The sequence below is a fragment of the Pseudomonas sp. MHK4 genome (genome assembly GCF_054600775.1).
On record NZ_BAAIAK010000010.1, the window covers coordinates 117,174 to 136,238 of the forward strand.

Annotated in this window: 20 protein-coding genes and 1 other RNA gene; 5 read left to right on the top strand and 16 right to left on the bottom strand. The window is 59.8% G+C overall.

All coding sequences use genetic code 11. The features are described 5' to 3' along the window. The 9 genes from mraY to rsmI all read right to left on the bottom strand — a co-directional run bounded on the left by mraY (position 1) and on the right by rsmI (position 8,992). Positions 1–1,083 carry a phospho-N-acetylmuramoyl-pentapeptide-transferase gene (mraY, locus tag ACYP2Q_RS23110; protein ID WP_008060275.1) on the bottom strand — a complete coding sequence of 361 codons (1,083 nt, stop codon included), beginning with the start codon at positions 1,081–1,083 and terminating at the stop codon, positions 1–3. After that, positions 1,083–2,450, bottom strand: a complete 1,368-nt coding sequence (locus ACYP2Q_RS23115) for a UDP-N-acetylmuramoyl-tripeptide--D-alanyl-D-alanine ligase (protein ID WP_459732628.1) — start codon at positions 2,448–2,450, stop codon at positions 1,083–1,085. Before ACYP2Q_RS23115 ends, mraY begins: the two co-directional genes overlap by 1 nt. After that, a complete protein-coding gene (locus tag ACYP2Q_RS23120; RefSeq protein WP_459732629.1) occupies positions 2,443–3,906 on the bottom strand; it encodes a UDP-N-acetylmuramoyl-L-alanyl-D-glutamate--2,6-diaminopimelate ligase in 1,464 nt (487 codons plus the stop codon). The genes ACYP2Q_RS23115 and ACYP2Q_RS23120 overlap by 8 nt, the downstream gene beginning before the upstream one ends. Continuing rightward, a complete protein-coding gene (locus ACYP2Q_RS23125) occupies positions 3,906–5,645 on the bottom strand; it encodes a peptidoglycan D,D-transpeptidase FtsI family protein (RefSeq protein ID WP_459732692.1) in 1,740 nt (579 codons plus the stop codon). Before ACYP2Q_RS23125 ends, ACYP2Q_RS23120 begins: the two co-directional genes overlap by 1 nt. Further along, positions 5,645–5,938, bottom strand: coding sequence for a cell division protein FtsL (gene ftsL / locus ACYP2Q_RS23130; protein WP_032834661.1), 294 nt, complete (start codon positions 5,936–5,938; stop codon positions 5,645–5,647). The genes ACYP2Q_RS23125 and ftsL overlap by 1 nt, the downstream gene beginning before the upstream one ends. Beyond that, entirely contained in the window at positions 5,935–6,882 is a 948-nt protein-coding gene (rsmH, locus tag ACYP2Q_RS23135; RefSeq protein ID WP_459732630.1) for a 16S rRNA (cytosine(1402)-N(4))-methyltransferase RsmH, read from the bottom strand. Before rsmH ends, ftsL begins: the two co-directional genes overlap by 4 nt. Continuing rightward, positions 6,879–7,334, bottom strand: coding sequence for a division/cell wall cluster transcriptional repressor MraZ (gene mraZ, locus ACYP2Q_RS23140; protein ID WP_459732631.1), 456 nt, complete (start codon positions 7,332–7,334; stop codon positions 6,879–6,881). The genes rsmH and mraZ overlap by 4 nt, the downstream gene beginning before the upstream one ends. 356 nt (positions 7,335–7,690) lie before the next feature. Then, positions 7,691–8,044: RNase P RNA component class A (rnpB, locus tag ACYP2Q_RS23145), an RNA gene on the bottom strand. A gap of 75 nt (positions 8,045–8,119) precedes the next feature. After that, on the bottom strand, positions 8,120–8,992 hold the full coding sequence (gene rsmI / locus ACYP2Q_RS23150) for a 16S rRNA (cytidine(1402)-2'-O)-methyltransferase (RefSeq protein WP_274643041.1): 873 nt from the start codon (positions 8,990–8,992) through the stop codon (positions 8,120–8,122). A 208-nt stretch (positions 8,993–9,200) separates the two neighbouring features. On the opposite strand from rsmI, the gene ACYP2Q_RS23155 reads away from it, so the two are divergent. From ACYP2Q_RS23155 to ACYP2Q_RS23170, 4 genes are all read left to right on the top strand, one after another. Further along, on the top strand, positions 9,201–11,012 hold the full coding sequence (locus ACYP2Q_RS23155; RefSeq protein ID WP_459732632.1) for a penicillin-binding protein activator: 1,812 nt from the start codon (positions 9,201–9,203) through the stop codon (positions 11,010–11,012). Further along, positions 11,012–11,374 (top strand): YraN family protein, encoded by a 363-nt coding sequence (locus tag ACYP2Q_RS23160; RefSeq protein ID WP_459732693.1) that lies wholly within the window; start codon positions 11,012–11,014, stop codon positions 11,372–11,374. Before ACYP2Q_RS23155 ends, ACYP2Q_RS23160 begins: the two co-directional genes overlap by 1 nt. A 104-nt stretch (positions 11,375–11,478) precedes the next feature. Continuing rightward, positions 11,479–12,072, top strand: a complete 594-nt coding sequence (locus tag ACYP2Q_RS23165; protein ID WP_007972584.1) for a phosphoheptose isomerase — start codon at positions 11,479–11,481, stop codon at positions 12,070–12,072. Then, positions 12,069–12,647 carry a BON domain-containing protein gene (locus ACYP2Q_RS23170; RefSeq protein WP_008147477.1) on the top strand — a complete coding sequence of 193 codons (579 nt, stop codon included), beginning with the start codon at positions 12,069–12,071 and terminating at the stop codon, positions 12,645–12,647. The genes ACYP2Q_RS23165 and ACYP2Q_RS23170 overlap by 4 nt, the downstream gene beginning before the upstream one ends. A 164-nt stretch (positions 12,648–12,811) precedes the next feature. On the opposite strand, the gene ACYP2Q_RS23175 is transcribed toward ACYP2Q_RS23170, so the two are convergent. The 7 genes from ACYP2Q_RS23175 to rplM form a co-directional block, all read right to left on the bottom strand. Beyond that, positions 12,812–13,225, bottom strand: coding sequence for a ClpXP protease specificity-enhancing factor (locus ACYP2Q_RS23175; RefSeq protein ID WP_007943725.1), 414 nt, complete (start codon positions 13,223–13,225; stop codon positions 12,812–12,814). 16 nt (positions 13,226–13,241) lie between these two features. Beyond that, positions 13,242–13,859: a glutathione S-transferase N-terminal domain-containing protein gene (locus ACYP2Q_RS23180; protein ID WP_007972581.1), complete on the bottom strand. Its 618-nt coding sequence runs from the start codon at positions 13,857–13,859 to the stop codon at positions 13,242–13,244. Between the two features lie 150 nt (positions 13,860–14,009). Then, positions 14,010–14,792, bottom strand: a complete 783-nt coding sequence (locus ACYP2Q_RS23185) for a cytochrome c1 (RefSeq protein ID WP_459732633.1) — start codon at positions 14,790–14,792, stop codon at positions 14,010–14,012. Next, a complete protein-coding gene (locus ACYP2Q_RS23190; protein ID WP_459732634.1) occupies positions 14,792–16,003 on the bottom strand; it encodes a cytochrome b in 1,212 nt (403 codons plus the stop codon). Before ACYP2Q_RS23190 ends, ACYP2Q_RS23185 begins: the two co-directional genes overlap by 1 nt. After that, positions 16,003–16,596: a ubiquinol-cytochrome c reductase iron-sulfur subunit gene (gene petA / locus ACYP2Q_RS23195; RefSeq protein WP_034149537.1), complete on the bottom strand. Its 594-nt coding sequence runs from the start codon at positions 16,594–16,596 to the stop codon at positions 16,003–16,005. Before petA ends, ACYP2Q_RS23190 begins: the two co-directional genes overlap by 1 nt. Positions 16,597–16,865: 269 nt before the next feature. Further along, the gene (gene rpsI, locus ACYP2Q_RS23200) at positions 16,866–17,258 is read right to left on the bottom strand and encodes a 30S ribosomal protein S9 (protein ID WP_003228056.1); all 393 of its coding nucleotides are present in this window, start codon (positions 17,256–17,258) and stop codon (positions 16,866–16,868) included. 14 nt (positions 17,259–17,272) lie between these two features. Further along, a complete protein-coding gene (gene rplM / locus ACYP2Q_RS23205) occupies positions 17,273–17,701 on the bottom strand; it encodes a 50S ribosomal protein L13 (protein WP_003228062.1) in 429 nt (142 codons plus the stop codon). 246 nt (positions 17,702–17,947) lie between these two features. Between rplM and ACYP2Q_RS23210 the strand changes: the two genes are divergently transcribed. Further along, positions 17,948–18,988, top strand: coding sequence for an NADP(H)-dependent aldo-keto reductase (locus ACYP2Q_RS23210; protein ID WP_274074200.1), 1,041 nt, complete (start codon positions 17,948–17,950; stop codon positions 18,986–18,988). Positions 18,989–19,065 lie beyond the last annotated feature (77 nt).

Genomic DNA, 19,065 nt, shown 5'->3' on the forward strand with positions numbered 1-19,065 from the left:
CTACCTCAGTTTCAGGGTGGCAAGACCGATCAGCACGAGAATCACGGTGATGATCCAGAAACGGACAATCACGCGCGGCTCGGGCCAGCCCTTGAGTTCAAAGTGGTGGTGAATCGGTGCCATGCGGAACACACGGCGACCGGTCAGCTTAAAGGAGGCAACCTGAATGACGACTGACAGGGTTTCCATCACGAACACGCCGCCCATGATGAACAGGACGATTTCCTGGCGGACGATCACGGCGATGGTGCCCAGGGCCGCGCCCAGCGCCAGCGCGCCGACGTCGCCCATGAAGACTTGGGCCGGGTAGGTGTTGAACCAAAGGAAGCCCAGACCGGCACCGATCAGCGCGCCGCAGAAGACGATCAGCTCACCCGCGCCCGGTACATAAGGAATCAGCAGGTATTCGGCGAATTTCACGTTACCCGACAGGTAGCAGAAGATACCCAGGCCACCACCGACCATCACGGTCGGCATGATCGCCAGACCATCGAGGCCGTCAGTCAGGTTGACCGCGTTGCTCGAACCAACGATCACGAAGTACGTCAGGACGATGAAACCAGCGCCCAGCGCAATGCTGTGGTCCTTGAGCATTGGCAGGATCAGGGTGGTTTCCACCGGCGTCGCAGCGGTCATGTAGAGGAAGATCGCCGCGCCCAGGCCAAACACCGACTGCCAGAAGTACTTCCAGCGGCTCGGCAAGCCACGGGAGTTCTTCTCGATCACTTTGCGGTAATCGTCGACCCAGCCGATGGCACCGAACAACAGGGTCACCAACAGAACGACCCAGACATAACGGTTGGTCAGGTCAGCCCACAGCAGGGTGCTGACACCGATCGACGACAGAATCAGCGCGCCGCCCATGGTCGGGGTACCGGACTTGGACAGGTGCGATTGCGGGCCGTCGTTACGAACGGACTGGCCGATCTGACGGTTCTGCAGGGTGCGGATCATCCACGGGCCATAGCACAGTGACAAAACCAGCGCGGTCAGCACACCGAGAATCCCGCGCAGGGTCAGGTACTGGAAGACCGCGAAGCCTTTGTAGAACTGTTGCAGATACTCCGCTAGCAGCAGCAGCATTAATGTTTCTCCAGACTGGTCCCGCACAAAGCGGCAACGATGTTTTCCATCGCGGCGCTGCGCGAGCCCTTGATCAAAATGGTGGTGTTTGTATCCTGCTCGGCCCCCAGGGCCTTGATCAGTTCAGCCTGCGTGCTGAAGTGAAGGGCTTGGGGTCCGAAGGCGTTGACGGCGTGAACCATCATCGGCCCGACGGCGTACAGCGCAGAAACCTTGCCACGGGCGTACTCGCCCACGTCGCGGTGCCCCTGCTGCGCCCAGTCGCCCAACTCGCCGATATCCCCGAGCACCAGGACGGTGCGACCGGAAAAGCCGGCCAGTATATCAATGGCGGCGCACATGGAGGTGGGGTTCGCGTTGTAAGTGTCATCAATGACGCGCATGCCATTGCTGGCCAGTTGCGCAACGGTACGACCCTTGACCGGTTGCACCGCGCCAAGGCCGGTGGCGATGCCGAACAGCGACACGCCCAGGGCATGGGCAGCAGCCGCGGCAGCCAGGGCGTTGGCGACGTTATGGGTGCCGAGCAGGTTCAGTTGAACGCGCTCCACACCTTCAGGACTGTGCAGGTTGAACGACGGGCAGCCACGGGCATCGGTAGCCAGGTCGCTGGCGTAGAAATCAGCACTGACATTACTCAGGGCGAAGGTCAGCACCTTGCGCTCGCCAGCGCGGGTCTTCCAGATATCGAACGCCTTGTCGTCGAGATTGAGAACGGCGACGCCATTGGCATCCAGCCCATCAATAATCTCGCCCTTGGCTTCGACGATTTTTTCCGGCCCGCCGAACTCGCCGACATGGGCGGTACCGGCATTGTTGAGAATGGCCACATGGGGCTTGGTCAGGCCCACGGTGTAGGCAATTTCACCCAGGCGCGAAGCACCGAGTTCGATCACGGCGGCGGTGTGTTCCGGTGCCAGTTCGAGCAGGGTCAACGGCGCGCCGAGGTCGTTGTTCAGGTTGCCACGGGTTGCCAACACCGGACCACGGGTGCGCAGGATGCTCGCGAGCATTTCCTTGACTGTGGTCTTGCCGCTGGAACCGGTGATGGCGGCGACTGGCTGGGTGAACGCCGCGCGATTCAGCGCGCCCAGTTGCCCCAGGGCCTGGCGGGTATCGGCCACCAGCAATTGCGGCAGCGTGCTGTCGGCGACTTGGCGCTCGACCAAGGCTGCCACGGCACCTTTGGCCGCGACTTCATTGAGGTAGTCATGCCCATCGAAGCGCGGACCGGCCAAGGCAATGAACAGCTGGCCCGGCTTGATGGCGCGACTGTCGATGCTGACGCCGTCGAAGCTTGCATCTGCAGCGATCAAGCGCGCATTCAGCGCGCCGGTCAGTTCGCTCAGGTTCAAGGCCTTAAGCATGGGCCACCTCCCACGCGGTCAAGGCGTGATCAGCCTCGACCAGATCGGAAAAGGCGTGGCGCTCGCCATTGATTTCCTGATAGTCCTCATGACCTTTACCGGCCAGGACAATCACGTCATCGGCCGACGCGCCGGCGATCAACTGGGCAATCGCCTGGCCACGGCCGGCAACGAAGGTCACTTTTTCCACAGCACTGAAACCGGCACGGATGTCGTCGAAAATCACCGATGGGTCTTCAGTGCGCGGGTTGTCGTCGGTGACCAGCACGCCATCGGCCAGACGCTCGACCACTTCGGCCATCAATGGACGTTTGCCGCGATCGCGATCGCCGCCACAGCCGAACAGGCACAGCAGCCGCCCTTTGACGTGTGGGCGCAGGGCTGTGAGGACTTTTTCCAGGGCGTCCGGGGTGTGGGCGTAATCGACCACCACCAACGGTTGAGTGCCGCCACCCAGGCGCTGCATGCGCCCAGCCGGACCTTCGAGTTTCGGCAGAACCTTGAGAATTTCGTCCAGGGCGTAATCCAGGCCGAGCAAGGCGCCCACCGCCGCCAGCACGTTGCTCAGGTTGAAACGACCCAGCAGCGTGCTGCGCAGGTGGTGTTCGCCCTGGGGCGTGACCAGCGTGGCCCGCACACCTTCGTCGTCGAACTGCGCTTCGCGGCAATAGAGGTAAGCGCGGCTGTCGAGCAGGCTGTAGGTGATCAACCGCGATTCGCGCTTGTCGGCGGCCAGCTGCCGGCCGAACTCGTCGTCGAGGTTGACCACCCGGCATTTCAGATCGTTCCAGGCGAACAGCTTGGCCTTGGCTTCGCCATAGGCCTGCATGGTGCCGTGGTAGTCCAGGTGGTCGCGGGACAGGTTGGTCATCACCGCCACATCGAATGCCAGCGCGGTAACCCGGCCCTGATCCAGGCCATGGGACGAGACTTCCATGGCAACCGCCTTGGCGCCGGCCTTTTTCAGGTCGCCCAAGGTCGCTTGCACGGCAATCGGGTTTGGCGTGGTGTGCAGGCCACTTTCCAGCGCGCCATGAAAACCGCTGCCGAGGGTGCCGACGATGCCGCAGTGCTGGCCGAGCAGATCCAGCGCCTGGGCCACCAGTTGGGTCACGCTGGTCTTGCCGTTGGTGCCGGTCACGCCCACCAGTTTCAGGTGATGGCTCGGCTCGCCATAAAAGCGTCCGGCGATGTCCGACAGCTGCGCCGCCAGGCCCTTGACCGGAATCAGCGGCACGTCGGTGATCGGCAGCACAGTGGCGCCTTCCACTTCATAGGCCACGGCCGCAGCGCCACGCGCAAGCGCATCGGCAATGTGCGCACGGCCATCGAACTTGCCGCCCGGCACCGCGAGGAACAGGTCACCTGCGCGTACGTTGCGACTGTCCAGCGCCAATTCACGGATCAGCAGATCGTGGCCGGCGTGGGGGAAAATCTTGTTCAGGCTCAAAGACATCAGCCGCGCCCTCCATTGGCTTTCAGTGGAACGACCGGCGTTGCGTTCGCTTGCTGGGTCGGTGGCAGGTTGTCGGGGGTGACGTTCATCAGACGCAGGGTGCCGGACATCACACGGCTGAATACCGGCGCAGATACCAGGCCACCGAAGTAACCGGCCTTGGTCGGCTCGTCGATCACAACCACTATGGCGTAACGCGGATCGCTCATCGGGCCGAAACCGGCGAACAGCGAACGGTAGGAGTTCTCGGCGTAACCTTTGGTGCCGACCGAGGTTTTACGCGCAGTACCCGACTTGCCGCCCACGTGATAGGCCGGCACCTGCGCACGGAATACACCGCGCGGCGCTTCGATCACTTGTTGCAGCATGCCTTGCATGGTTTTCGCGACGGCTTCCGGCAGCACCTGGGTGGTCTGCGGCGCCTTGTCGGTTTTGATCAGGGTCAGCGGCGCAAGGCGACCGTTGTTGGCCAGGGCCGAGAAGGCATGGACCAACTGGATCGCCGTCACGGAAACACCGTAGCCGTAGGACAGCGTAGCGGTTTCAGCCTTGCGCCATTCGCGGTAGTTCGGCAGGTTGCCGACGCGCTCGCCCGGGAAGCCGAGCCCGGTATCCTGGCCAAGACCGACTTTCTGCGCCAGGCGGAAAATCGTCTCGCCACCGATATCGAAGGCGATCTTGCTCATGCCGACGTTACTGGAATTGATCAGGATGCCGGCCAGGTCGAGCACCGGACCTTCGCTCTTGGAGACGTCCTTGATGGTGTACTTGCCGATCTGCAGGGAACCCGGGTACACCTCGACGGTGTCGCTCGGTTTCCAGCGCCCGGTTTCGATGGCCGCACTCATGGAGATCGCCTTCATGGTCGAGCCCGGCTCGAACACGTCGATCATCGCGCGGTTACGCATCATCGCCGGTTGCAGGTTACGGCGGTTGTTCGGGTTGTAGGTCGGCTGGTTGACCATGGCGAGGATTTCGCCGGTCTTCACGTCCATGATCACCAGGCTGCCGGCCTTGGCACCGTTCTCGATGATCGCATTGCGCAATTCGCGGTTGGCCAGATATTGCAGGCGCAGGTCAATGGACAACGCCAAGGGCTTTCCGGCCTTGGCGTTTTTGGTGACCTGGACATCCTTGATCAACCGGCCGCGCCGGTCCTTGATCACTTGCCGTTTGCCGGGGACCCCGGCCAGCCATTCATCGTAGGCGAGTTCGACCCCTTCTCGACCGTGGTCGTCGATGTCGGTAAAGCCGACCATATGCGCGGTGACTTCACCGGCCGGGTAGAAACGGCGGAACTCTTCGATGCCGTAGACACCCGGCACTTTCAGGTCGAGTACGGCCTGGCCTTGCTCAGGCGTCAGCCCGCGCACCAGATAAATGAATTCCTTGTTGGCTTGTGCCTCGAGGCGCTCGGCCAGGGCCTTGGGGTCCTGCCCCAGCGCGGCAGCCAGTGCCGGCCACTTTTCCTTGGCCAGTTGCATTTCCTTGGCATTGGCCCACAAGGTGGTGACCGGAGTACTGACGGCCAGAGGCTCGCCATTACGGTCCGTAATCAGGCCACGGTGAGCCGGAATCGGAATATGCCGAACGCTGCGCGCATCGCCTTGGCCTTTAAGAAAGGCACGGTCGACCACTTGCAGGTCAATGATGCGCCAGGCGATCGCCGCCACCATGACGCCAAGCAAACCCAGGACCAGGCGGAAGCGCCATGGAAAAAGAGCGCCTTCGAGTTTCATCATGGCGCCACCATCTGCACTTCGGCGGCGCCGGGAATGCGCATTTTCAGCTGTTCGGTGGCCAGCACTTCGATACGGCTATGGGCGGTCCAGGTGCTTTGTTCAAGAATCAAGCGACCCCATTCGGCCTGTGCCTTGTCGCGCACGCTCAACTCGCCGTACAGCGTGTTCAGCAACTGGCGGTTCCAGTGGGCGCTGTAGGACACGCCAATGGCCGACACGAGCACGCCCACGAACAACAGCAGCATGAAAAAGCTTCCGCCGGGAAGTGGCTTGGCGAAAAGCTTGCTCACCGCAGCTTCTCCGCCACGCGCATGACGGCGCTACGGGAACGTGGGTTGGCCTTGAGTTCGGCGTCCGAGGCCGTCTGCGCTTTGCCATGGATTTTGATTTTCGGTTCGAAGGCGACATGCCGAACCGGCAGGTTGCGTGGCAGGTTGTCGGCTTCGCCTTTGACCAGCTTGCGCATGAACAGCTTGACGATGCGATCTTCCAGCGAATGGAAGCTGATGACCACCAGGCGACCGCCCACCTCCAGGCTCTCCAGCGCCGCTTCGAGACCGACTTCCAGATCACCCAATTCGTTGTTGACGTGAATGCGCAGCCCCTGGAATGCACGGGTTGCCGGGTTCTTGCCCTTTTCCCACGCAGGGTTCGCGACTTTCAGCACTTCAGCCAGATCGGCGGTGCGTTCGAACGGCTTGATATCACGCCGTTCGGCAACCGCACGGGCCATGCGCCCGGAAAAACGCTCTTCGCCGTATTCCTTGAACACCCTGGCAATTTCTTCCACGGGCGCGGTGTTGACGAATTCGGCGGCGCTGATCCCGCGAGACGGGTCCATGCGCATGTCCAGCGGACCATCGTTGAGGAAGCTGAAACCGCGCTCAGGGTCGTCCAGCTGTGGCGAAGATACGCCCAGGTCAAGCAGCACACCGCTGACCTTGCCGTTCATGCCGCGCGCCGCAACCTCCGCTCCCAGCTCGGCAAAGCTGCGCTGTACAACGACAAAGCGGCCGTCTTCGGCCGCTAGCGTCTGCCCGGTGGCAATCGCTTGAGGGTCTTTGTCGAACCCGAGCAACCGACCATCGGGTCCGAGCTGGCTGAGGATCAACCGGCTGTGTCCGCCGCGTCCGAACGTACCGTCCAGATAGCAGCCATCAGGACGTACGGCGAGAGCCTCGACGGCTTCGTCAAGCAGTACGGTGATGTGGTTAAAGCCGCTATCTATAGTCACAGGATCAATTCACGCAGTTCGTCAGGCATCGCGCCCGGTTCTTGAATAGCAGCCAGGTCAGCGGCAGCAACCGCATCCCAGGCATCTTCGTCCCACAATTGGAACTTGTTCAGTTGGCCTACCAGCATCGCGCGCTTATCCAACTTGGCATATTCACGAAGACGCGGTGGAACCAGAAAACGACCACTGCCATCGAGCTCGAGGTCGACGGCATTACCAATCAGTAAACGCTGCAGACGGCGGTTCGCTTCGTGAAGCGAAGGCAGTGCACGCAATTTGGTTTCAATAATTTCCCACTCATCGAGGGGGTAGACACACAGACACGGATCAACGGCATCAATGGTGACGATCAACTGACCGGAACTACGCGAAACCAGCTCGTCGCGGTACCGGCTCGGCATAGCGAGACGGCCCTTTGCATCGAGATTGATAGCGTTGGCTCCGCGAAACACGTCAGCGTTTCTCCAAATTCTAGCGTTCTACGCTCAAAAAACCCACTTTACGCCACTTTCCGCCACTTGCGCACACTATAGGAATGCGCCCACCACACCGTCAAGGCGCGGATTACAGGAAAACCCTTACAGAACTGAGATTTAGGAGCATAAAGAGAGGAGCAACCAGAATCGGGCGGATGAAACTGCCCAACAACTTGAGTCAGCACAGGCGGCTGCGCTCAGAAGTTAAAGTGATTTATTAAGAGTAAGATTTTTTTGATATTACGAAAGTGATAATGAGGACGTTTGTGAAAGGAGGGAATTTGCCATCATCAGACCCCTGCTCAATGATTTAAGCAGAGGGGAGAAAAAAGGTGGAGAGTCGATCTGTAAGCCGGGTTCTGTCTTGAACAGTCATTCGTCTACGATGGCCATCACTGGACATCTTTAGCAACCTACCCGGTCCCAGCGCGGGCCACGCCTTGGGACCCTATTTGGTCTTGCTCCAAGTGGGGTTTACCTAGCCACGAACTGTTGCCAGACGTGCGGTGCGCTCTTACCGCACCTTTTCACCCTTACCGGCGCCGAAGCGCTTAGGCGGTTATTTTCTGTGGCACTTTCCGTAGGCTCACGCCTCCCAGGCATTACCTGGCACTTCGCCCTATGGAGCCCGGACTTTCCTCCCCCCCCTAATTTTCATAGAGGGCAGCGACTGTCCGATCGACTCTCCGCCGCGAAGATTACCGGCAGAGCGCCCGAAGAACAAGCGTTAAGCACCGTTGCGCACGCCTGTGCGTCGGGTTTTACTCGCCTTTCTGTTTATCCAGCGCGATCTGATACAGCACATTCTTTCGTTCGCCGGTAATTTGCGCGGCCAACGCCGCGGCACGCTTGAGCGGCATCTCTTCGAGCAATAGATCGAGAATACGCATCGCTTCACTGCTGACCGCACCCTCCTCCTCGGGGGCCGTCCAGCCCGCCACCAGCACCACGCACTCGCCGCGCTGCTGATTACTGTCCGACTCGACGAACTCGCGCAACTCGGCGAGCGGCAAACCCTTGAGCGTTTCGAACGTCTTGGTCAGCTCCCGCGCCAGCAACGCCGGGCGTTCGGCACCGAACACCAGCTCCATGTCCTGCAGGCACTCGAGGATCCGGTGCGGCGCCTCATAGAAAATCAGCGTACGCGGCTCCTCTTTTACCAGCTCCAGCCGCGCACGCCGGCCCACCGCCTTGGCCGGCAGGAAGCCTTCGAAGATGAAACGGTCCGACGGCAAACCCGCTGCAGACAAGGCCGCAATCAACGCACAGGCACCCGGTACCGGCACCACATTGATGCCTGCCGCACGCGCCTGACGGACCAGGTGATAACCCGGATCGGAAATCAGCGGGGTGCCGGCATCGGAAATCAGCGCAACATCGTCACCCGCGAGCAGGCGGGTAATAAAGCGGCTACCTTCATCGCGCTCGTTGTGCTCATGACAGGCAGCCAGGGGCGTGGGAATGCCGAAATGCTGCATCAGGCGCTGGGAGTGGCGGGTGTCTTCAGCGGCAATCAAGGCCACCTCACGCAGAATCTTCAGCGCCCGAGCACTGATATCGTCCAGGTTGCCGATGGGCGTCGCCACCACATATAGCGAGCCAGCAGCGGAATTCAAAGCACCTGGAGCAGTCAAATCGCATACCTCATGATCGATAAAGCGGCCATTGTAGCGCGTAGCGACGTTCGCGATACGGGCAAGCAGCACCCGCTTTTTCAGGCTTTTGTGCCATACGGCAACATTTACACCAGCTAAATTGATCGTTTCGCACCAGCAACATCGCGCCCCGGCCAGTGCTTGGGTACAATTCCACGCTAATTTGATCGAGTATCAGGAACACTACATGATCGCTTGCCTGCGGCTGTTCTCTGCCCTATGCCTCGCTGCCTTGCTGGCGGCTTGCGCCAGCTCGCCCTCCTCCAGCCTTGGCGAACTTCCACGGACCCCGGATGCCAGCATCGAGCAACTGCTCGAAAAGGCTGCCCAAAGCAAAACACCGGAAGACGCGGCGCTGCTACGCCTGAGCGCGGCCGACCTGGCCTATCGCCAGGGCAATGCCGGCCAGTCCGCGCAGATCCTGCAACAGGTTCCCGTTGAAACACTCAAGCCAGGTCAACAGATGTTCGCCAACACCCTGGCGGCTGAACTGGCCATGACACGCAACCAGCCGAAAGCCGCGCTGACCGCCTTGAGCCACCCCAGCTTCCAGCGCCTGGGCGAAATGCCTGAAGAGCAACAGGTCCGCACCGGCACCGTTCGCGCCCGCGCCCTTGAAGCCGACGGCCAGACCCTGGCCGCGGCAAAGGAACGCATCTTCATTGCACCCATGCTGAGCGGTGAAGCGGCGAGCAAAAACCACGAGGCGATCTGGACCCTGATCGCTTCGCTGCCGACTGAACAATTGCAGCCGACCTCCAGCGATGATCTTGGTGGCTGGATGGCCCTGGCGCTGGCGGTGAAAACCGCTGGCACCCTTGAACAGCAGCAGGCGGCAATCGATAACTGGCGCGCCCAGAACCCGAAACACCCGGCCTCCCGCCAACTGCCTCTGCCACTGACCAACCTCAAGGACCTGGCCAGCCAGCCCCTGAGCAAAATCGCCCTGTTGCTGCCGCAGGACGGCCCTCTGGCGTCGGTCGGCAAAGCCTTGCGCGAAGGCTTCATGGCCGCCCATTACCAGGCGCAACAAGCCGGGCAGAAACCGCCAGCCATCGAGTTCTACGACAGCTCGCGCCTGACCTCGCTCGACGAGTTCTATCGCAAGGCCCAGGCCGACGGCGTGCAACTGGTGGTAGGCCCGCTGGAAAAACCACTGGTCAAACAGCTCAGCGCCCGCCCGCAACTGCCGATCACCACATTGGCCCTGAACTACAGCGAAGGCGCCCAAGGCCCAGCCCAGCTGTTCCAGTTTGGCCTGGCCGCTGAAGACGAAGCCCGCGAAGTATCCCGTCGCGCTCGCGCCGACGGCCTGCACCGCGCCGCAATCATGGTGCCGAAAGGCGAATGGGGCGACCGCGTACTCAAGGCGTTCAGCCAGGACTGGCAGGCCAATGGCGGCAGCATCGTCGCCACCGAGCGTGTCGACCAGCCGGTGCAACTGGCCCAGCAGATTGCCGACATGTTCCAGCTACGCCAGAGCGAAGGTCGCGCCAAGAGCCTGCAAAGCACCGTTGGCTCGCAAGTAGCGGCCCAGCCGTCGCGTCGCCAGGACATCGAGTTCATTTTCCTTGCCGCCACACCGCAACAGGCCCAGCAGATCAAGCCGACCCTGAACTTCCAGTACGCAGGTGACGTTCCGGTCTACGCCACGTCCCACGTCTACAGCGCCAGCGGCGACGTCAACCAGTACAACGACATGAATGGCGTGCGCTTCTGCGAAACCCCATGGTTGCTGGACGCCAATGACCCGTTGCGCCGCCAGGTGACCGCGCAATGGCCGCAAGCGGCCGGCAGCCTTGGCCGCCTGTACGCCATGGGCGTGGACGCCTACAGCCTGGCACCACGCCTGGGCCAGCTCAAGGCGCTGCCGGACAGCCGCATCGAAGGTCAATCGGGCAGCCTGAGCATGACCCAGAACCAGCGCATCGTGCGTGAGCTGCCATGGGCCGAATTCGTCAATGGCCAGGTTCAACGCTTGCCGAACACCCCTCGCTGATGCCTGAAAGGTCACGCCAGCAATGCGGTAAAGATGCCGAGCGCCATGCGCTCGAGCATCTTCAGCAACATGGCCTGCAGCTACTGGCGCAGAACTGGTTGTGTAAACGCGGCGAGCTTGATCTGGTCATGCTGGAGGGCGATACAGTAGTATTCGTTGAAGTTCGCTACAGAAAAAACACTCAATGGGGTGGCGCGCTCGATAGCATCGATGAGCGCAAGCGGCAAAAACTGATTTTTGCCGCACAGTATTTTCTTCAGCGCGAGTCGCGCTGGGCCAACTCCCCTTGCCGCTTCGACGTGGTTGCGATCGACAGCGACCTCGATCAGTTGAACTGGTTGCAAAATGCCTTCGACAGCTGATTGCCTACGCCGCGAACCGGACACCACCACTCAACAATTTTGCTCTTTGCTTTGCGGGCTGCACATTCACGTGCCGGACAGCCGCGCTCATTAAGGTCACACAGATGGACATGCAATCCCGAATTCGCCAGCTTTTTCAGGCCAGTATCGATACCAAGCAACAGGCGATGGAAGTACTTGCACCGCACATCGAGCAAGCCAGCCAGGTGATGGTCAACGCCTTGCTCAACGAGGGCAAGATGCTTTCCTGCGGCAACGGCGGCTCTGCCGGCGACGCACAGCACTTCTCGTCCGAGCTGCTCAACCGCTTCGAACGTGAACGCCCGAGCCTGCCAGCCATTGCGTTGACCACCGACAGCTCGACAATCACCTCGATCGCCAACGACTACAGCTACAACGAAATCTTCTCCAAACAGATCCGTGCGCTCGGCCAGCCGGGCGATGTACTGCTGGCGATTTCCACCAGCGGCAACTCGGCAAACATAATTCAGGCGATCCAGGCCGCACATGATCGCGAAATGATTGTCGTAGCATTGACCGGACGCGATGGCGGCGGCATGGCGTCGCTGCTTTTGCCCGAGGACGTCGAGATTCGCGTACCGGCCAATGTCACCGCACGTATTCAGGAAGTCCACCTGCTGGCGATCCACTGCCTTTGCGACTTGATCGACAGCCAACTGTTCGGGAGTGAAGAATGACCCCTAATCGCCTCGGCCTACTGGCCCTGACCCTATGCCTCGGCATCAGCGGCTGCACCTCGGTGGTTAACGCCAGCCGCGAAGCACCGATTGAAGATGACCGCGGCACCCGCACTTTCGGCAGCAAGATCGACGACTCTTTGATCGACACCAAGGTCGGCGTGAACATCGCCAAGGCCGATCCTGCTCTGGACAACGACTCGCACATCGTCGTCACCAGCTTCAACGGCGTCGTACTGCTCGCCGGACAAACTCCGCGTGCCGACCTCAAGGCCAAGGCCGAACAGGCCGCTGCGGCCGTTCAGCGGGTCAAGACGGTGCATAACGAACTGCAGGTGCTGCCACCCTCCGGCTTCCTTGCCCGCCAGAACGACACCTGGCTGACCTCCAAGATCAAGACTCAGATGCTCACCGATCCGAACATCCCCGGCTCGCGCATCAAGGTGGTTACCGAGAACGGCATCGTTTACCTGCTGGGCCTGTTGACCAAACAGGAAGCTGCCCAGGCGACCAACCTGGTGCAGGGGGTTTCCGGGGTGCAGAAGATTGTGAAGTTGTTTGAGTACATCGACTGACCTGCACCTGTAGGAGCGAGCTTGCTCGCGATGGACGTCAACAATGACACGGCAATTCTGATACCCCGCGGTGCCCTGAGGTTTTTCGCGAGCAAGCTCGCTCCTACATCGCTTGAAGGTGGTGAAGTAACAAAAAAGGCGATCCTTTCGGATCGCCTTTTTTGTTACTTCACCACCTTCAAGCTGGGCCTTCCGCTTGGCCGCGGCGGCTCGCTGTCCGGAGGCGGGATATCGTCATCCGGCTCGATCTCCTCCTCGTCCTCCATGGGCGACTCCAGATCGAACACCATGCCCTGGCCATTCTCCCGGGCATAGATACCCAGGATCGATGCAATAGGCACGTACAGGGTATGCGGCACCCCACCAAAGCGGCCTTCGAAGCTCACCGCCTCGTTGTCCATGTGCAAATGACGCACGGCTTGTGGCGATACGTTCAGGACGATCTGGCCATCACTGGCAAAACCTTGCGGCACCTGTACCGAGGGATACTCGGAATTGACCAGCATGTGCGGGGTGCAATCGTTATCAACAATCCACTCGTAGAGCGCACGGACCAGATAAGGTCGACTGGAGTTCATAGCGGCTCCTTAAGCCTTAGCGCATGTCGCGTTCGACACCAGACAGACTCGCCTGGAAAGCCTCACGCGCAAACTGGCGCTCCATGTAATCAAGCAGCGGCTTGGCAGGCCGCGGCAGTTCTATACCCAGAATCGGCAATCGCCAGAGTATTGGCAATAGGCAGCAATCCACCAGGCTTTGTTCCTCACTGAGGAAAAACGGTTTGTCGGCAAACAGCGGCGAAACGCCGGTGAGGCTTTCGCGCAGCTCTTTACGTGCCACCGCACGCGCTGCTTCCTTGGTCCGCGAATCCAGGATCAGATCCACCAGACCACACCAGTCTCGCTGAATACGATGAATCAGCAAACGACTGTTGGCACGCGCCACCGGATAGACCGGCAACAACGGCGGATGCGGGTAACGCTCATCCAGATATTCCATCACCACCGTAGACTCCCACAACGCCAGGTCACGATCGACCAGCGTCGGCAAGCTGCCGTAAGGGTTCACTTCGATCAGTTTAGGCGGCTGGCGACCAGCCTCAACGTAAATGATCTCGGCGCTGACACCCTTCTCTGCCAGTACGATTCGCACTCGGTGGGAATAGTGGTCGGCGGGGTCGGAGTAACAGGCCAACCGATTGGTCACGCCCATGGCGATCCTCCTCGCTTGTTGAAATTATCGGAAGCGGAAAAGCGAGCGCGCCCAGAGGGCGCCTCCCGTAACGCCTGGTTCACCAGGCTCGTTACACCTTCAGAGGCGCCCTTGGGCGCGCGCGATTAACAGCAATTGCTTGAAGCTTTATCAGTGCACATCTTTCCAGTATTCGCGCTTGAGCAAGTAAGCGAATACGAAGAAGAACGCCAGGTACAGCAATACGTACGTACCGATGCGCTGATGTTGCAGCTTAACCGGGTTAGCCGAGTAAGCCAGGAAGGTTACCAGATTCTTGACCTTCTCATCGAACTGCTCTTCGGTCAGGGCGCCACTCTTCGGCACGATGGTCAGCTGATCGCACGCTTCATGAGTCAGCGGCGTACCGGTCAACGGATCATATTGCTTCTTGCCGTCCTCGACGATCTGAACCTGCTTGCAACCGACGACCTGACGACCCTGCAGGCCGACCAGCACGTTGGGCATGCCCACGTTCGGGAAGACCTTGTTGTTCACACCCCATGGGCGCGATGGGTCTTCGTAGAACGACTTCAGGTAACCGTAGAGCCAGTCGGTGCCGCGAACACGAGCGACCAGGGTCAGGTCGGGCGGCGCCGCACCGAACCAGGTCTTGGCGTCAGCCGGCTGCATGCCGATGGTCATGTGATCGCCGATCTTGGCGCCGGTGAACACCAGCTTGTCGAGCATCAGTTCATGCGGGATGCCGAGGTCATCGGCAACCCGCTCGTAACGCTGGAACTTGGCGCTGTGGCAGCCCATGCAATAGTTGGCGAACGTACGCGCGCCATCCTGCATCGCAGCCTTGTCGGAGACGTCGATGTCGACTTTTTCCAGCTCGGGACCACCGTGTTCAGCTGCGAAAGCGAACACCGGCAGGGCAGCAAGCATCAATACAGCAAATAGTTTTTTCATCAGCCAGTCACCCTTTCCGGAACCGGTTTGGTCTTCTCGAGCCTGGTGTAGAACGGCATCAGGATGAAGTAGGCGAAGTACAGGAAGGTACACACCTGCGACAGCAGCGTACGACCTGGAGTCGGCGCCAGAACACCCAGCACGCCCAGGATCACGAACGAAATGCAGAACACCCAGAGCCAGATCTTGCTCAGCCAGCCCTTGTAGCGCATCGACTTGACCGGGCTACGGTCCAGCCATGGCAGGACGAACAGCATGGCAATCGAAGCGCCCATGGCAATTACGCCCAACAGCTTGTCCGGAATCGCCCGCAGAATTGCGTAGAACGGAGTGAAGTACCAGACCGGAGCGATGTGCTCTGGAGTCTTGAAGGCGTTCGCCACTTCAAAGTTCGGCTTCTCGAGGAAGTAGCCACCCATTTCCGGGAAGAAGAACACGATCGAGCAGAAGATGAACAGGAACACCACCACACCGACGATATCTTTCACGGTGTAGTACGGATGGAACGCGATCCCGTCCAGCGGCACGCCGTTTTCGTCCTTGTGTTTCTTGATGTCGACGCCGTCCGGGTTGTTCGAACCAACTTCGTGCAAGGCCAGGACGTGCAACACCACCAGGCCGAGAATCACGATCGGCAAGGCCACCACGTGCAGGGCGAAGAAGCGGTTCAGGGTGATGCCGGAAATCAGGTAGTCACCACGGATCCACTGGGTCAGGTCGTTGCCGATGACCGGGATCGCACCAAACAGCGAGATGATCACCTGGGCGCCCCAGTAGGACATTTGGCCCCACGGCAGCAGGTAGCCCATGAAGGCCTCGGCCATCAGCGCCAGGTAGATCAGCATGCCGAACACCCATACCAGCTCACGCGGCTTCTGATACGAACCGTAGAGCAAACCACGGAACATGTGCAGATAGACCACGATGAAGAACGCCGAAGCGCCGGTGGAGTGCAGCAAGCGCAGGATCGAGCCGTACTCGACGTCGCGCATGATGTACTCGACGGAAGCAAAGGCTTCTTCCGCCGACGGGGTGTAGCTCATGGTCAGCCAGACACCGGTAACGATCTGGTTGACCAGGACGAGCAGCGCCAGGGAGCCAAAGAAATAGAAGAAGTTGAAGTTTTTCGGAGCGTAGTACTTGCTGAGATGGTCTTCCCACATCTTGGTGGCGGGAAAGCGCGCATCAACCCAATCCATGAACTTGCTCATCACGCTTTCTCCGTATCGACGCCAACGACGATGATGTCATCGGTCTCATAGGAATGCGGGGGAACTGGCAGGTTCAAAGGCGCAGGTTGCGACTTGTAGACGCGGCCAGCCAGGTCGTAGTGGGAGCCGTGGCAAGGACAGAAATAGCCACCTACCCAGTCCTTGCCCAAGTCGGCGGGCGCGACTTCGGGACGGAAGGTCGGCGAGCAACCCAGGTGCGTGCAGATACCGATCAGCAGCAGGACCTCTGGCTTGATCGAACGGGTTTCCGGATCAACATAGGTTGGTTGAGTCGAGTTCTTGGAGGTCGGGTCAGACAACTGGCCCTCGATCTTCTTCAGATTCCCCAGGATTTCCTGCGTACGGCGGACGATGAATACCGGCTGGCCGCGCCACTCAGCAATCATCTGCTGGCCTGGCTCGATCTTGCTGACATTCACTTTCACCGGTGCACCTGCGGCTTTCGCCTTGGCACTGGGAAACCATGACCCCACGAACGGGACCGCAGCCCCCACCGCTCCTGCAGCACCCACCACGGATGTGGCTGCTACCAAGAAGCGACGCCGGCCTGCATTCACGCCGTCATTGCTCATTCAGTCCTCTCCCATCAGCTTTGTGGCCTGTTAAATCAGGCATCTACTAAGTAAAACTCTGTACTTATAAAAATTTTGCCGAATGGTAATGAAAAGCCCCAATTCTGACAAGGTAATTACCCCGGGGCACCACTGCCAAGCCTTGTAGTATAGGGCCTCTGCTGATGTGGCAAGTTGTCACAGCGCAATTCTTTGAGAAAATCGCAGGCACAAAAAAACGCCCAGCTCCGTGAGGAAACTGGGCGTTCTTTTTTGAACGTGGAAGCGAATTAACGCTTCGAGTACTGCGGACGCTTACGCGCTTTACGCAGACCAACTTTCTTACGTTCAACTTCACGAGCATCGCGGGTTACGAAGCCAGCTTTACGCAGAGCGCTGCGCAGAGTTTCGTCGTAGTCCATCAGAGCGCGGGTGATGCCGTGGCGGATTGCGCCAGCTTGACCACTCACACCACCGCCGATCACGGTGACGTAGATGTCGAACTTCTCGACAGTCTCAGTCAATTCCAGCGGCTGACGAACTACCATGCGGGCAGTTTCGCGGCCGAAGAAATTATCCAGCGAACGGTTGTTGATGGAGATGTTACCAGTACCCGGACGCAGGAAAACGCGTGCGGTTGCGGTCTTGCGACGGCCAGTGCCGTAATTTTGAGTCGCCGACATAATGAACTATTCCGTTAAATCTTCAGTTCTTGGGGCTGCTGAGCAGTATGAGGGTGTGCAGCGCCCGCATAGACTTTCAGCTTACGGTACATGTCGCGACCCAGCGGGTTCTTAGGCAGCATGCCTTTGACCGCGGTCTCGATCACGCGCTCAGGGGCCTTGGCGATCAGCTTTTCAAAGTTGATCGACTTGATGCCGCCCGGGAATCCGGAGTGGGAGTAGTACATTTTGTCAGTGGTTTTAGCACCGGTAACACGGATCTGCTCGGCGTTGATTACGACGATGTAGTCGCCGGTGTCAACGTGAGGAGTGTACTCAGGCTTGTGCTTGCCACGCAGACGGCTCGCGATTTCGGTGGCCAGACGACCCAGGGTCTGACCAGCAGCGTCGACGACAAACCAGTCGCGCTTTACTGTTTCCGGTTTAGCAGTAAAAGTTTTCATTCTTTATAGCCTCAGGGGCCGCCCTGTAAATTAGACGGCGGATCTTACTGAATAGTGCGTACTTTGACAAGTCAAAGGCAGCCGGATACAGACGCTTTCGGGGGCTCGGGTCGGCGCGTCCGTTCAACGGCAAGATTCTTCGGCGGCGGCGCATCACTTCCACTGCAGAAAGAGGTGCGCAATTATGCAGATTGCGAAAAATAATTCAACCTGCTTTTATGATTGTTTTTCCCAGGGGAGCACCCGATGGACTATCGCCAGCTAGGCCGAACCAACCTGAACGTGAGTGCAATCTGCCTCGGCACCATGACCTGGGGCGAGCAGAACAGCGAGGCAGACGCCTTCGCCCAGATCGAGCGGGCCAAGGGCGCCGGGATCAATTTCATCGATACCGCCGAAATGTACCCGGTCCCACCCAAGGCCGAAACCTATGCCACCACCGAGCGCTACATCGGCAATTATTTCAAAAGTCGCGGTGACCGTGCCGACTGGATCCTCGCCAGCAAGATCGCCGGCCCCGGCAACACCATCGACTACATCCGCGACAAGAACCTGCGCCATAACCGCCAGCACATCACCGAAGCCGTGGATGCCAGCCTCCAGCGCCTGCAGACCGACTATATCGACCTGTACCAGCTGCACTGGCCGGAGCGCAGCACCAACTTTTTCGGGCAACTGGGCTACAAGCACCAGACCGAAGCCAACCTGACGCCCCTGGAGGACACCCTCGAAGCGCTGGACGAACAGGTCCGCGCCGGCAAGATCCGCCACATCGGCCTGTCCAACGAAACACCGTGGGGCACCATGCGCTTCCTGGCCCTGGCTGAGCAACGCGGCTGGCCGCGCGCGGTGTCGATCCAGAACCCCTACAACCTGCTCAACCGCAGCTTCGAGGTCGGCCTGGCGGAAATCGCCATTCGCGAACAGTGCGGCCTGCTCGCCTATTCGCCACTGGCGTTCGGTTTCCTGTCAGGCAAGTACGAAGGTGGGGCGCGCCCGCCAAAAGGTCGCCTGAGCCTCTACAGCCGCTTCAGCCGCTATTTCAACCCACAGTCGGAAGCGGCCTGCAGCCGTTACGTCGCCCTGGCCCGCGAGCACGGCCTGGACCCGGCGCAAATGGCCCTGGCATTCGTCACGCAACAACCGTTCGTGACCAGCAACATCATTGGCGCCACGACGCTCGAGCAACTGGACAGCAACATTGCCAGTTTTGATCTGAAATTATCGGAGGAAGTACTGGAAGGGATCGAGGCGATTCACAAGGATCACCCGAATCCGGCGCCATAACCCGCACCTGTAGGAGCGAGCTTGCTCGCGAAAAACCTGAGCACACCGCGGGGTGCCAGGCTTTCAGCGTTATCGTT